Source organism: Micromonospora sp. NPDC005087 (assembly GCF_042872965.1).
Lineage (GTDB): Bacteria > Actinomycetota > Actinomycetes > Mycobacteriales > Micromonosporaceae > Micromonospora.
Map to the genome: position 1 here is coordinate 422,786 of NZ_JBIALB010000004.1, position 13,396 is coordinate 436,181.

Genomic DNA, 13,396 nt, shown 5'->3' on the forward strand with positions numbered 1-13,396 from the left:
GGGCGGTCCGTGGGGGTTCGGGCCATCGGGAGGCCGGGCCCTCGGGTGGTAGTGCGGCCAGTTGTAACGTCCGGCTACCCCTCTCCTGTTACTTGTGTGTTTCCACCACATAGCTCGTGGGTGACGTCACTTCTAGCGTGGGCCGTCACGAAGAAGTTCTCTCCCTCCGAGTCCTCATGTGGAGTCGCAATGACGGTCCGGACGACGCGGCGGGTGTTCCTCTCCGCCGCCACGATGATGGCCGCGGCGTTGGCCGCCACGGCCTGTGGCAGCCCGCAGGACACCGCCACCGGCGGCGGCGACAGTGCCGCGCCGGTCAAGGTCGGCCTGGTGTACTCCCAGTCGGGTGCCCTGGCCAGTTACGGAAAGCAGTACATCGAGGGGTTCAAGGCGGGGCTCGACTTCGCCACCAAGGGCACCGGCAAGGTCGGTGACCGCAAGATCGAGCTGACCGAGGTCGACGACGCGGGCGACCCGGCCAAGGCGGTCTCCGCGGCCAAGAACCTGATCGGCAAGGGCACGAAGATCATTGCCGGCTCCACCGCCTCCGGCGTGGCGCTCCAGGTCGCGCCGATCGCGGCGCAGAACAAGGTCCTGTTCATCTCCGGGCCGGCCGCCACCGACGCGGTTACCGGGGCGAACAAGTACACCTTCCGCTCTGGTCGCCAGTCGTACCAGGACGTGGTGACCGCGAAGTCGTTCATCGGCGACCCGGCCGGCAGGAAGGTCGTGGTCTTCGCCCAGGACGGCGCGTTCGGCGACGCCAACGAGGCGGCGGTCAAGGCGGTCATCGGCGGCGCGGGCGCGACCGTGAGCAGCGTCCGGGCCCCGGCCAGCGCCACCGAGTTCACCCCGTTCGCCAGCCAGATCAAGACGGCCAAGCCGGATCTGCTCTTCGTCGCCTGGGCCGGCGCCACCGCCCCGGCCATGTGGCAGAGCCTCGACCAGCAGGGCGTGCTCTCCTCCACCACGGTCGTCACCGGCCTGGACATCCGGGCCTCCTGGCCGACGTTCGGCGCCGCCGGCACGAAGATCTCCTTCCTGTCGCACTACTTCGACGGGGCGAGCGACACCGAGGCGTCCAAGGCCGCCAAGGCGAAGATCCCCGGCGGCACGCTCGACCTGTTCCACCCGGACGGCTTCGCCGCCGCCCAGATGGTGGTCCGCGCGGTGCAGGAGGGTGGGGACGACGTCGACAAGATGGTCACCGCCCTGGAGGGCTGGAGCTTCGACGGGGTCAAGGGCAAGATGACCATCCGGGCCGCGGACCACGCGCTGCTCCAGCCGATGTTCCAGGCCAAGCTGACCGGCAGCGGCACCGCCTTCACGGCGACCGCGCAGAAGAGCCTCACCGGTGACGAGTCCGCGCCGCCGGCCGTGGCCATGAAGGGCTGACCCATGCTCGCCACCCGCGGTCTGACCTGGCGGATCGGTGAGGTCGCCATCGTCGACAGCGTCTACCTCGACCTGGCGCCCGGGGAGTTCCTGGGCGTGATCGGGCCGAACGGCGCCGGCAAGACCTCACTGTTCAACCTGATCACCGGCCTGCGCCGGGCCACGGAGGGCCGGATCACCCTGGACGGGCAGGACATCGAGGCGCTCCCGCCGCACCGGCGGGCCCGCCTCGGGTTGGGCCGTACCTTCCAGGCGTCGTCGGTCTTCGGCTCGCTCAGCGTGCGGGAGAACGTCCGGCTCGCCGTGCAGGCGCACCGCGGGGGCTCGATGAAACTGTGGCGGCGGGCGGCGGCCGACCGGGAGGTGGCCGCCGCCGCCGACGCGGCGCTCGACCGGGTCGGCCTCGCCCACCGGGGTACGGCGCTGGCCGGCACCCTCGCGCACGGCGAGAAGCGCAAGCTGGAGATCGCCCTGCTGCTCGCCGGTGAACCGCGGGTGATGCTCCTGGACGAACCGATGGCCGGGGTCAGCGCCGAGGACGTGCCCGAGCTGGTCTCGGTGATCAAGTCGTTGACCGGGGACAGCGGCCGGGCGGTGTTGATGGTCGAGCACCACATGGACGTCATCCTGGAGCTGGCCGACCGGATCGCCGTCATGCACCACGGCGCACTGCTGGCCTGCGACACCCCGGAGACGGTGATGGCCAACCCCACGGTGCAAGAGGCCTATCTCGGAGAGGCGCTATGACCGAGCCGATCCTGAACGTGGAGGATCTGTCGGTCCGGATCTCCGGGCTGCACATCCTCCAGGGCGTGTCCTTCACGGTCGCACCCACCGGCGTCACCGTTCTGCTCGGTCGCAACGGTGTCGGCAAGACCACCACGCTGCGCGCGATCGTCGGCCTCACCCCGCCCGCCGGGGAGGTCCGCGGCACCATCCGGATGGGCGCGCAGAGCCTGCTGGCCCGCCCCACCCACCGGCTGGTCCGCGGCGGGCTCGGCTACGTGCCGGAGGACCGCTGCGTGTTCGCCGGCCTCACTGTCGCGGAGAACCTGCGGCTGGCCGAGCGGCGCGGCGTCAGCCCGGCGTACGACAAGGTCTTCGCGCTCTTTCCGGAGCTGGACCGGCGCGGACGGCAACGGGCCGGCTCGCTCTCCGGCGGGCAGCAGCAGATGCTCGCGATCGGCCGGGTGCTGCTCAACGACAACCGGCTGCTGCTGGTCGACGAGCCGACCAAGGGGTTGGCGCCGAAAGTGGTGACCGAGGTGGCCGAGGTGCTGGAACGGGTCGCGGAGTCCGTGCCGGTGCTGCTCGTCGAGCAGAACCTGGCGGTGGTCCGGCGGCTCGCCAGGGACGCGGTGGTGCTCGCCGCCGGCAAGGTCGCCTGGACCGGTGACGCGCAGGAACTGCTGCTGGAGACGGCGCTGACCAGGTCCCTGCTGGGCGTGGGCAGCGGCGAATCGCACCACCCGGCAGAGCCGGGCCGCGCCGCGGCGGGGAAGGACGGCCACTGATGGGGACCGTGATCCTGTTGACGCTGACCGGGCTCGGCCTGGCGGCGCTGTACTTCCTGGTCGCCTCCGGGTTGTCGCTGGTCTTCGGCCTGGCCGACGTGCTCAACTTCGCGCACGGGCTGTTCCTCGGCGTCGGCGCGTACGCGACGTGGTGGGCGGCGGGCAACCTGCCGGGCGCCGGGTCGGACGGGTTCGGCTTCGTGCTCGCGGTCGTCTTCGGGGTGGCCGCCGGCACGCTGGTGGCGGTGCTGGTCGAGCTGGTGCTGATCCGGCCGCTCTACTCGCGCACCATCGAGCAGGTGCTGGTCACCGTCGGCCTCTCGCTGGCCGGGGTGGCGCTGCTCCAGGCCACCTGGGGCGCCGACGCCCGGCCGTTCCCGCGGCCGGACTGGACCCGGGAGGTCACCGGGATCCTCGGCGCGCAGGTGCCCAACGGCGGGCTGCTGCTGATCATCGCGGCGGTGCTGGTGCTGGGCGCGCTGCTCGCCTTCCTCCGCTGGACCCGCTACGGCCTGGTGATCCGGGCCGGGGTGGAGAACCGGGAGATGGTCACCGCACTCGGCATCGACGTGCGCAAGGCGTTCACCCTGGTCTTCGCGATCGGTGGGGCCGCCGCGGCGCTGGCCGGGGCGCTCGGCGGGGTCTACTTCGGCACCGTCTCGCCCGGGCAGGGCAGCTCGCTGCTGATCTTCGCGTTCATCGTGGTGGTGATCGGCGGGATGGGCTCGGTGGTCGGCTCCGCGTACGCGGCGGTCGCCGTCGGGCTGCTGCAACAGTTCGTCAACTACTACGGCCCCTCCGGTCTCGGCGACGTCTGCGTGGTCGGGCTGCTGGCCGTGGTGCTGCTGCTGCGCCCCCAGGGCATCGCCGGAAAGGTGGCAACGGCATGACCGAGGTCAAGAGCCCCGAGGTACCCGCCCCGCCGGCGGCGGTACCCGCCGAGCTGACCCCCGGTCGCGGGCGGTGGCACCGGGTACGACCGTTCCTGCCACTGGTCGCGCTGGTGGTCGCGCTGATCGTGCCGTACTCGACGCTGCCCCTGCCGGGGATCTTCGAGGGACCGCTGAACTCGCCCGGCACCCTGCAGGTGCTCGCCGTCTGCCTGGTCTTCGGTGGCCTCGCTGCCGGTTACGACCTGCTCTTCGGCCGAACCGGGATGCTCTCCTTCGGGCACGCGCTCTACTTCGCCGCCGGGGTGTACGGCACCGACATCCTGGTCACCAAGGCCGGGTTGCCGCTCTGGCAGGCGGCGCTGCTGACCGTCACCGGCGGGACGATCCTGGCCGCGCTGCTCGGCGCGGTGGCGCTGCGTACGGTCGGCATCGCGTTCGCCATGGTGACGCTGGCCTTCGCCCAGGTCGGGGCGATCCTGGTGGCCCGTGACTTCGGTGGCTTCACCGGCGGTGAGGAGGGCCTGCCGCTGGACGTCTCCGGGCTACCCGCCGGGCTGGTCGGGGTGACCAACACCGTCAACCTCTACTGGTTGGCGCTGGCGTACCTGACCCTGGTGGTCTTCGTGGTGCACCGGGTCTCCGGCTCGCCGACCGGGCGGGTGCTGGCCGGGTTGCGCGACGACGAGCGCCGGATCGGCGTGCTCGGGCTCGACCCGTACCGCTACAAGCTGGTGGCGTTCACCCTGGCCGGCGGGCTAGCAGCGGCCGGGGGAGCGGTCTACTGCCTGATCGTCGGCGGCGCCTCGCCGCACATCACCTCGTCCGAGCTGACCCTGTCGCTGCTGGTCATGGTGGTGCTCGGCGGGCCGGGCACGCGGTGGGGGCCGGTGCTCGGCGGCGTCCTCTACATGTACCTGGACCACCGGCTCACCGCGTTCGGCAGCTCCGACGCGGTGGAGAGCCTGCCCGCCGTGCTCAGCCGGCCGCTCTCCCAGCCCCTCTTCGTGCTCGGCACCCTCTTCATCCTGGCCGTCTACTTCTTCCCCGGCGGCCTCGCCAGCCTCGGTCCCCGCCTGACCCTCCTCCGCCGCTCCCTACTCCCACCCTCCCGCCGCTGACCCACCCCCGCACCCCGCCCCGGCCGCACCCCGCGTCTCACCCCGTCGATCATGAAGTTATAGCCGTGACAAGCCGCGGCGGATGGCGATAACTTCATGATCGACGGGGTTCTGCGCCAGGGGAGGTCGGGGAGATGGACTCGCGGGTTGCGGTTGTCAGTGGGGGCGGGACCGGGATCGGGGCGGCCGTCGCGAGGGTTCTTGCCCGGGACGGGTACGACGTACTGATCGTCGGGCGGCGGGTGGAGGTGTTGACGGCCACCGCCGAGCAGATCGCCGCCGACTGCGGGCGGCCGGACGCCGTCACCGCCGTGACCGCGGACCTGACCGACCCAGAGCAGCTCGACCGGGTCCTGGCGGCGGTCGGCGGTCGACCGGTCGACGTGGTGGTCAACAACGCTGGCGGCTACCTGGGCGGGGACACCGGCACGTTGGCCGGAACCGCCGCACACTGGCGGGCCAACCTGGACGCCAACGTGCTCACCGCCGTGCTGCTGACCGAGGCGCTGCGACCGGCCCTGCGCCGTCCGGGCGGCCGGGTGATCCTGGTCAGTTCGATCGCCGCGCAACGTGGCGGCGCCGGGCCGTACTCGGCGGCGAAGGCGGCGCTGCACGGCTGGGCGTACGCCCTGGCAGCGGAGCTCGGCCCGGAACAGATCACGGTCAACGTGGTCAGCCCCGGCTACGTCGCCGACACCGAGTTCTTCGGTGACCGGATGACGCCGGAGGGCCACGCGACGCGGGTCGCGGCGACCCTGGTCGGGCGAGCCGGGCTACCGGACGACGTCGCCGAGGCGGTCCGCTATCTGGCCAGCCCGACAGCCGGCTACGTGACGGGCCAGGTCCTGGGCGTCAACGGAGGCTCAGTCCTCGGCCGCTGAGCACCCGCACCCTGTTGATCAAGAGGTTTGCGTCAGGATTCGGCCGGAGGATGACGCAGACCTCTTGATCAACAGGGGGATGACGGACGGCGCTGGTAGAAATGCCGGGTGGAGACAGCAGAGCGGGCGTCGGTACGGGAGCGGGCCGAGGCGGTGCTGCGCCGGCTGGCCGGTGAGCACGCCCGGCTGCGCGAGGACCAGTGGCGGGCGATCGAAGCGCTGGTCGTGGACCGGCGGCGGGTGCTCTGCGTGCAGCGCACCGGCTGGGGCAAGTCGGCGGTCTACTTCGTGGCCACCGCGCTGCTCCGAGACAGCGAGCAGGCCGACCAGGCCGGCCCGACCGTCATCGTCTCGCCCCTGTTGGCGCTGATGCGTAACCAGGTCGAGGCGGCCGCTCGAGCCGGCATCCGGGCCCGCACGATCAACTCGGCGAACCTCGACGAGTGGGACGAGATCACCGCCGAGATCCAGACCGGCGCGGTGGACGTGCTCCTGATCAGCCCGGAGCGGCTCAACAACCCGGACTTCCGCGACGGCGTACTGCCGAAGCTGGCCGCGACCACCGGGCTGCTGGTCGTCGACGAGGCGCACTGCGTCTCCGACTGGGGGCACGACTTCCGGCCGGACTACCGGCGGCTGCGCACCTTCCTCGCCGAGCTGCCGGAGCGCACCCCCGTGCTGGCCACCACCGCCACCGCCAACACCCGGGTCACCCAGGACGTGGCCGAGCAGTTGGGTGACGCCCTGGTGCTGCGCGGCACGCTGGACCGGGAGTCGCTGCGCCTCGGCGTGCTCGACCTGCCCAGCCCGGCGCACCGCCTGGCCTGGCTCGCGGACCACCTGGACCAGCTGCCCGGCTCCGGCATCGTCTACACGCTGACCGTCGCGGCGGCTGGGGAGACCGCCGAGTTCCTGCGCACCCGGGGCTACCCGGTGGCCTCGTACACCGGGCAGGCCGACGACGCCGACCGGCGGGCCGCCGAGCAGGACCTGCTGGACAACAAGATCAAGGCGTTGGTCGCCACCAGCGCGCTCGGCATGGGCTTCGACAAGCCCGACCTGGGCTTCGTCGTCCACCTCGGCGCGCCGCCCTCGCCGATCGCCTACTACCAGCAGGTCGGCCGCGCCGGCCGCGCCGTCGAACACGCCGAGGTGCTGCTCCTGCCCGGTGCCGAGGACGCCGCCATCTGGCGCTACTTCGCCTCGCTCGCGTTCCCTCCCGAGCAGCAGGTGCGGGCCGTGCTGGCCGCCCTGCACACCGACCGCCCGCTTTCCACCCAGGCACTCGAGCCGCTGGTCGACCTGCGCCGGGCCCGGTTGGAGCTGATGCTCAAGGTGCTCGACGTGGACGGCGCGGTCCGCCGGGTGCGCGGTGGCTGGCTCGCTACCGGCGAGCCCTGGGTCTACGACGAGGCCCGGTTGCGGCGCGTCGCCGAGGCGCGCACCGTCGAGCAAGAGGCCATGCGGGAGTACGCGACCACGTCCGGCTGCCGGATGCGGTATCTACGTGAGTGCCTCGACGACACCGGGGCGGCCGACTGCGGCCGGTGCGACCGGTGCGCCGACCCGCTCTTCGGCTCGGACGTGTCGACGGCCGCGCTCACCGCCGCGCAGACGTTCCTGGGGCGGCCCGGCGTGGAGATCGCCCCGAAGAAGCTGTGGCCGACCGGGCTGGACGCGGTGGGCGTACCGCTGAAAGGCCGGATCCCCCCGGCGGAGCAGGCGCTGCCCGGGCGTGCCGTGGGGCGTCTCTCCGACCTGGGCTGGGGTGGTCGGCTGCGCGACCTGGTCGGCCCGGACGCTCCCGACGCCCCGGTGCCCGACGATGTGGCCGCAGCGGTGGTGGAGGTGCTGAAGGCGTGGGCGCACGGCGACGACCCGTGGCCCCGTCGCCCAGCGGCGGTGGCCGCGGTCGGCTCCCGACGGCGGCCCCGGCTGGTCGGCTCGCTGGCCGAGCGGATCGCCGCCGTGGGTCGGCTGCCGCTGCTCGGCGAGGTTTCCCCGACCGGTCCGGGTGGCGCCGGCGGGCCGCGCGGCAACAGCGCCCAGCGGGTCCGCGCGCTGCATGTCGCGTTCACCGTGCCGGCCGAGCTGGCCGACGCGCTGGCCGGGCTGGCCGGACCGGTGCTGCTCGTCGACGACCTGGTCGACTCGGGATGGACGATGACGATGGTGACCCGGGTGCTGCGCCAGGCTGGTGCGCCGGACGTGCTTCCGCTCGCCCTCGCTGTGGCCGGCTGAGCCCGCCGAGCCGCCCTCGCCGGCCGTTCCGCAGCCCGACGGGCGGTCCCCTCCGGCGTCCGCCGCCCCTGGCCGGTCGGCCAGCCCTGGTGGTGGCGGAAAAGTTCCCGGGCAGGGCGGATTGCGACAGTCGCCACGCCGCCCCGGCGTCGCCCGGGACCGGCCGGCCGCGGCGGTACCGTGGGCGGCATGACCGATCAACCGTCCGTCACCGCGTACGCCATCCCCGGGATGACCTGCGAGCACCGCGTGCGGGCGGCCGTCGGCGACGGTGTCCACGCGCTGGACGCCAGCGGTGCCTGACCGGATCTCCACCACGCCGGACCGGAGCACACTCCGGCTGGCGCTGGTGGTCGGCGGGCTGGTACTCGCGGTGCTGCTCGGCTTCGGCCTGGGTCGGATGAACGCTGGCGGCGCCACCAGCGCCGGCGGTACGGCGCTGGCCGCCGACCACACCCACCCGCCGGGCACGGAACCGCACGACCACGGCAGCGCCACCGTTGCGGACCAGGGCGCGGGCGCGGAGCCGGGCGGCCTGTCGGTCAGCTCCGCCGGGTACACCCTGGCCCCCGAGGCCACCGAGTTCCCGGCGGGCCGTTCCGGGCAGCTCCGGTTCCAGGTACGCGACGCGCAGCGCCGGCCGGTCACCCGCTTCGCCGTGGTGCACGACAAGCCGATGCACCTCATCGTGGTCCGCCGGGACCTGACCGGCTACCAGCACCTGCACCCGACCATGGCGCCGGACGGCACCTGGTCGGTGCCGTTGACCCTCGCGCAGCCCGGCGTTTGGCGGGCGTACGGCGACTTCACCGTGGTCGCCGACGACGGCGGCCAGACCGCGGTGACCCTCGGCACGGACCTGGTCGCGCCCGGCGGCTACCAGCCCCGTTCGCTGCCGGCGCCGGCCACCTCGACGGCGGTCGACGGGTTCACGGTGGGCTACCAGGGCGGCCCGCAGGCCGCCGCGACGGTGCCGCTCACGTTCCGGATCGACGCCGCTGGCGGCGCCGCCCCGCTGGAGCGCTACCTCGGGGCGTACGGGCACCTGGTGGCGCTACGCGAGGGCGACCTGGCCTACCTGCACGTACACCCTGAACCGGAACTCGTGGACGGCCAGGTCAAGTTCTGGCTGACCACCCCCGGCCCCGGCCGCTACCGCCTCTACCTCGACTTTCAGGTAGCCACCAAGGTCCACACCGCAGAGTTCACCCTCACGGTCCCCTAACCCCCCGGGGCGGGGCCGGGGTTAGCCGGCGCGGCGGATGGGGCGGCGGGCCAGGTAGCGGAGCAGGTCGCGGATGTGGTGCTTCTCCTCGGCGGGGACGGTGGGGTCGGCCAGCCGGTCCAGGATGGCGCGAACGTCCGCCTCGACCGGGCCGTCGTCGTTGCGTCGGCGGGGTGCCGGGCCGGCGTCGGGCAGCCCGAGCGCCCGGAACGCCGCCGCGACCGGCAGATCCAGCGCGGAGCAGAAGCCGCGCACCTTCGCCAGTTCGGGGTAGTCCTGCCAGTCACCGGCCAGCCAACGGAACACCGTGGAACGGCCCACGCCCGTGTGCGAGGCAAGGTCGGTGACCGTCCACCCGCGTTCGTCGCGAGCGTCGTCGATGGCGCGCCGGACGAAGCGGGCGAAGGCCATCTGTGGTGAAACGTCTGCGGAACCCATCCCTGCGGGTCTTCCCCTTCCGGCCGAAGCACTGGGGCATGCGCTTTCCGAGGGTAGTACGCCGAGGGGTGGAAACAATTGACTGACCGCACAAACTGTCCCGTGGATGGGACTTTTGCTGAGCCGGAGTATGGGCCAGGCCGGAACGCGTACCCAGCGATCATCGTCGTTCTTCCACTAGGCTCGGTGCCCGTCCCGGCATGGCGTGCTCGCCTGCCGCGTCCGACCGGACCACCTGTCGAGGAGCACCATGGCCGACTTGAGCCGCCCCCAGCCGTACCAGCCCGGTGCGGTGAGCCTCTTCTTCGTCGCCAAGGCCGGCGTCTTCGCCGCCGCGCTCTGGATCTGGTTGCTGGTCCTGGTGCTCCGCACCGACGCGGCGACCGGCGCGCACGTGCTCGCCGCCACTGGCGCGATCACCACCACGCTGGTGGCAGTGGTGCTGGGCGCTCGGATGGCGTTGCAGCACAACGCCGCCGTGCGGCACGCGGAGATGAAGAAGCTGCTGGTCGACATCTCCTGGAACGCCTTCGCTGCGGCCGGCAACGCCGAGAGCGCGGGCAAGGTGGTGCCCTTCCCAGCCGGCGCGGCCGACAGCGAGTGGGCAGCCCAGCGGGCGGGCAGCGACCGGGTGTCGGTCTTCGACCGTGGCTCTGGCGGGCGGGACCGCGGCAGCAACGGCGACCGCCGTCGCTAGCCGAGGGGCGACCCGTCGTCGTTAGGCGGCGGGCGGCTCGTAGGTGGCGAGCAGGGTCTCCAGCCGGGGCGTGACCCGCCACTGGTCCACCAGCTCGCGATACTCCGCACGTTGCGGACCGGTGGCCCCGGTACCGGTACGGCGGGCCCGGATCAGCAGGTTGCGCGGGGTGTGCTGCGAGTCCACGAACTCCACCACCTCGGCCCGGTACCCGTGCACCCGCAACAACCCGGCGCGCAGCGCGTCGGTGAGCACGTCGGCGAAACGCTCCCGCAGGATGCCCTGTCGGGTCAGCAGCTCGTACGGGGCCGGGGTGGGTTGGGCGCGTAGCTGTTTCGCCAGGTCGTGGTGGCAGCAGGGCGCGGCGAGCACCCAGCGGGCCTCCCAGCGCACCGCGCGGGCCAGCGCCTCGTCGGTGGCGGTGTCGCAGGCGTGCAGCGCCAGCACCAGATCCGGTGCGGGGTCGACGATAGCGTCGGCGATCGTGCCGGCCACGAAGCTGACCCGGTCGGCCCAGCCCAGTCGCTGTGCCAGCTCGGTGTTGCGCCGCCGCTGGTCCTCCCGGACGTCCACGCCGATCAGCTCGACGGCGAGCCCCCGGCCGGACAGGTAGCGGTACGCGGCGAAGGTCAGGTACGCGTTGCCACAGCCCAGGTCGACCACCCGCAGCGGACCGGTCAGGTCGTCCGGCAGGGTCGCCGCCAGGGCCCGCAGGAACGCGTCCACCTGGCGGCGCTTGGCCGCCGAGCCGCCGATCTCGGCGAAGATCTCATCGCCCGGGTCCAGCAGGTACTCCTTGGCCCGGTCGTTCCCGGCGGGTGGCGCGACCGGCCGGGCCGGCGCGGCGGCCCGGTGCACCTGCGCCTCGCCGGACTTCGTCACCCGGAGCTGGAGCGTCGCGTCCGTCGTCTCCACGTGCCAGTTGCCGAACGGCTCCGCCAGCAGCTCGTCGATCGCCGCGGCGGTCTCCGGGCCGGGGGTGACGTTGCGGGTGTACGGGCGGGCACCGTCGGAGGTGGCGATCTGGAGGCGCGGCCCGGCCTTGAGGGTCACCGGCCGCAGCTCGGCCCGGACCACCGTCGGACGGCGGCCACGGCGGCGCCCGGCGGCGACCGCCCGGGTCAGCGCGGGATCGAGCAGCAGTGCCCTGACCTGGGACAGGGCGGCGTCCAGTGGTTCCGGCATCGTTCCATCTTCTGACGGTGGGGTGGGAAGGGAACATCCCCCGTACCGCGCGGGGCGGTGCGGGGGATGTCGGGTGTGGCTGTGCGTCAGTCCGCGGTCGCCTCGGCCGGCGTACCCGCGCCGGAACCGCCACCACGGCGACGGCGACGGCGACGCGGCTTCGACGGCTCACCGTCGGTCGCGGCCACCGGCTCGGCCGGGGTCGTGTCGGCGGAGATCACCGCAGTCGGCTCGCCCACGGCCGCCTCGCCGGCCCGGCGGCGACGCCGGCGGCGGGGGGTGCGGGTGCCCTCTTCGTCGACGGCGGCGTTGTCCGCGGGTGCGTCGGCGGCCGGCGTGCCGGCGTCGGTGCGGTCCCGACGGCCGTCGCTGCGACCGCGGCGCTCGCCCCGGCCGTCGCCACGACTCTCGCCACGCCGGGAGCCCCGGCCGCCGCTGTCGCCACGCCGGGAGCGCGTGCCGCCCAGGTCTTCCTCGATCTCGGCGGACAGCCCGGCCCGGGTCCGCTCGGCGGTGGGCAGCGTGCCGGTGATCTCGGTGGAGATGTGCAGGTCGGTGTAGAGGTGCGGGGACGTGTGGTACGTCTCCGGCGGCTCCGGCATCTCCAGACCGAGGGTCTTGTCGATGATCCGCCAGCGGGGCATGTCGTCCCAGTCGACGAAGGTCACCGCGACACCGGTCGCCCCGGCCCGGCCGGTCCGGCCGATCCGGTGGGTGTAGGTGTCCTGGTCTTCCGGGCAGTCGTAGTTGATGACGTGGGTGACGCCGGTGACGTCGAGCCCGCGGGCCGCCACGTCGGTGGCGACCAGAATGTCGATCTTGCCGGCCCGGAACGCCCGCAGCGCCCGCTCGCGGGCACCCTGGCCGAGGTCACCGTGCACCGCGGCGACCGCGAAACCGCGGAAGTCGAGATCCTCGGCGACTCGGTCGGCGGCCCGCTTGGTGCGGGTGAAGATCATGGTCAGCCCGCGCCCCTCCGCCTGGAGGATGCGCGCCACCACCTCGACCTTGTTCATCGAGTGGGTGCGGTAGACCAGCTGCTGGGTCTGCGGGGACGGGCCGGTCTCGGCGGTGTGCCCGGCGTGGATCGTCATCGGCTGACGCAGGAAGCGCCGGGACAGGGTGACGATCGGGTCCGGCATGGTGGCCGAGAAGAGCATCGTCTGCCGGTCTTCCGGCAGCATCGCCAGGATCTTCTCGACGTCGTCGAGGAAGCCCAGGTCGAGCATCCGGTCGGCCTCGTCGAGGACGAGTGCGTGCACCCGGTCCAGACGCAGGTGCTTCTGCTTCTGCAGGTCCATCAGCCGGCCGGGGGTGCCGACCAGGATCTCCACGCCCTTGCGCAGCGCGTCGATCTGCGGCTCGTACGCCACGCCGCCGTAGATCGGCAGCACCCGGACGCCCCGCGTTCGGCCGGCGGCGGCCAGGTCCTTGGCGACCTGGATGCCCAGCTCGCGGGTGGGGACGACGACCAGCGCCTGCGGGACGCCGTCGCTGCCCTCGCCCGGCGCGAAGACCCGCTCCAGCAGCGGTACGCCGAAGCCGAGGGTCTTGCCGGTGCCGGTGGGCGCCTGACCGATCAGGTCGACGCCGCGCAGCGCGATCGGGATCGCGTACTCCTGGATCGCGAACGCGCGGGTGATGCCGGCCGCGGCCAGCGCCTCGACGGTCTCGTCGCGAGCGCCGAGTGCGGCGAAGGTGGGGGCCTCCGGTCGAACCGGGGCGGTGGGGGCCAGTTCCTGGCCGTCCATCAGATCTTGAGTCAATTCGCTCATGTGGATGTGGGGGTGCCCTCTCGTGGGTGCGCCC

Annotated in this window: 12 protein-coding genes; 9 read left to right on the forward strand and 3 right to left on the reverse strand. The window is 73.0% G+C overall.

What is annotated here, in order from left to right; genetic code table 11:
- Positions 1-189: 189 nt before the first annotated feature.
- The 8 genes from ACFYPS_RS13080 to ACFYPS_RS13115 all read left to right on the forward strand — a co-directional run bounded on the left by ACFYPS_RS13080 (position 190) and on the right by ACFYPS_RS13115 (position 9,267).
- Positions 190-1,395 carry a substrate-binding domain-containing protein gene (locus tag ACFYPS_RS13080; protein WP_354964858.1) on the forward strand — a complete coding sequence of 402 codons (1,206 nt, stop codon included), beginning with the start codon at positions 190-192 and terminating at the stop codon, positions 1,393-1,395.
- A 3-nt stretch (positions 1,396-1,398) separates the two neighbouring features.
- The gene (locus ACFYPS_RS13085) at positions 1,399-2,142 is read left to right on the forward strand and encodes an ABC transporter ATP-binding protein (RefSeq protein ID WP_354964857.1); all 744 of its coding nucleotides are present in this window, start codon (positions 1,399-1,401) and stop codon (positions 2,140-2,142) included.
- On the forward strand, positions 2,139-2,909 hold the full coding sequence (locus ACFYPS_RS13090) for an ABC transporter ATP-binding protein (protein WP_354964856.1): 771 nt from the start codon (positions 2,139-2,141) through the stop codon (positions 2,907-2,909). The genes ACFYPS_RS13085 and ACFYPS_RS13090 overlap by 4 nt, the downstream gene beginning before the upstream one ends.
- Positions 2,909-3,799, forward strand: coding sequence for a branched-chain amino acid ABC transporter permease (locus ACFYPS_RS13095; RefSeq protein ID WP_354964855.1), 891 nt, complete (start codon positions 2,909-2,911; stop codon positions 3,797-3,799). Before ACFYPS_RS13090 ends, ACFYPS_RS13095 begins: the two co-directional genes overlap by 1 nt.
- The gene (locus ACFYPS_RS13100) at positions 3,796-4,920 is read left to right on the forward strand and encodes a branched-chain amino acid ABC transporter permease (RefSeq protein ID WP_354964854.1); all 1,125 of its coding nucleotides are present in this window, start codon (positions 3,796-3,798) and stop codon (positions 4,918-4,920) included. The genes ACFYPS_RS13095 and ACFYPS_RS13100 overlap by 4 nt, the downstream gene beginning before the upstream one ends.
- 134 nt (positions 4,921-5,054) lie before the next feature.
- Positions 5,055-5,801 (forward strand): SDR family NAD(P)-dependent oxidoreductase, encoded by a 747-nt coding sequence (locus ACFYPS_RS13105; RefSeq protein ID WP_354964853.1) that lies wholly within the window; start codon positions 5,055-5,057, stop codon positions 5,799-5,801.
- 108 nt (positions 5,802-5,909) lie between these two features.
- Positions 5,910-8,042 (forward strand): DEAD/DEAH box helicase, encoded by a 2,133-nt coding sequence (locus ACFYPS_RS13110; RefSeq protein WP_387324509.1) that lies wholly within the window; start codon positions 5,910-5,912, stop codon positions 8,040-8,042.
- A 295-nt stretch (positions 8,043-8,337) separates the two neighbouring features.
- Entirely contained in the window at positions 8,338-9,267 is a 930-nt protein-coding gene (locus ACFYPS_RS13115) for a hypothetical protein (protein ID WP_354964851.1), read from the forward strand.
- 21 nt (positions 9,268-9,288) lie between these two features.
- Here the strand turns inward: ACFYPS_RS13115 and ACFYPS_RS13120 are convergent, their stop codons facing one another.
- Positions 9,289-9,705: a helix-turn-helix domain-containing protein gene (locus tag ACFYPS_RS13120; RefSeq protein ID WP_354964850.1), complete on the reverse strand. Its 417-nt coding sequence runs from the start codon at positions 9,703-9,705 to the stop codon at positions 9,289-9,291.
- Between the two features lie 250 nt (positions 9,706-9,955).
- Here ACFYPS_RS13120 and ACFYPS_RS13125 point away from each other — a divergent pair, with 250 nt between their 5' ends.
- A complete protein-coding gene (locus ACFYPS_RS13125) occupies positions 9,956-10,402 on the forward strand; it encodes a hypothetical protein (RefSeq protein WP_354964849.1) in 447 nt (148 codons plus the stop codon).
- Between the two features lie 21 nt (positions 10,403-10,423).
- On the opposite strand, the gene ACFYPS_RS13130 is transcribed toward ACFYPS_RS13125, so the two are convergent.
- Both ACFYPS_RS13130 and ACFYPS_RS13135 read right to left on the reverse strand, forming a co-directional pair.
- On the reverse strand, positions 10,424-11,587 hold the full coding sequence (locus ACFYPS_RS13130) for a class I SAM-dependent methyltransferase (RefSeq protein WP_387324513.1): 1,164 nt from the start codon (positions 11,585-11,587) through the stop codon (positions 10,424-10,426).
- An 86-nt stretch (positions 11,588-11,673) separates the two neighbouring features.
- Positions 11,674-13,362, reverse strand: a complete 1,689-nt coding sequence (locus tag ACFYPS_RS13135; RefSeq protein WP_354964847.1) for a DEAD/DEAH box helicase — start codon at positions 13,360-13,362, stop codon at positions 11,674-11,676.
- Between the last annotated feature and the right edge of the window lie 34 nt (positions 13,363-13,396).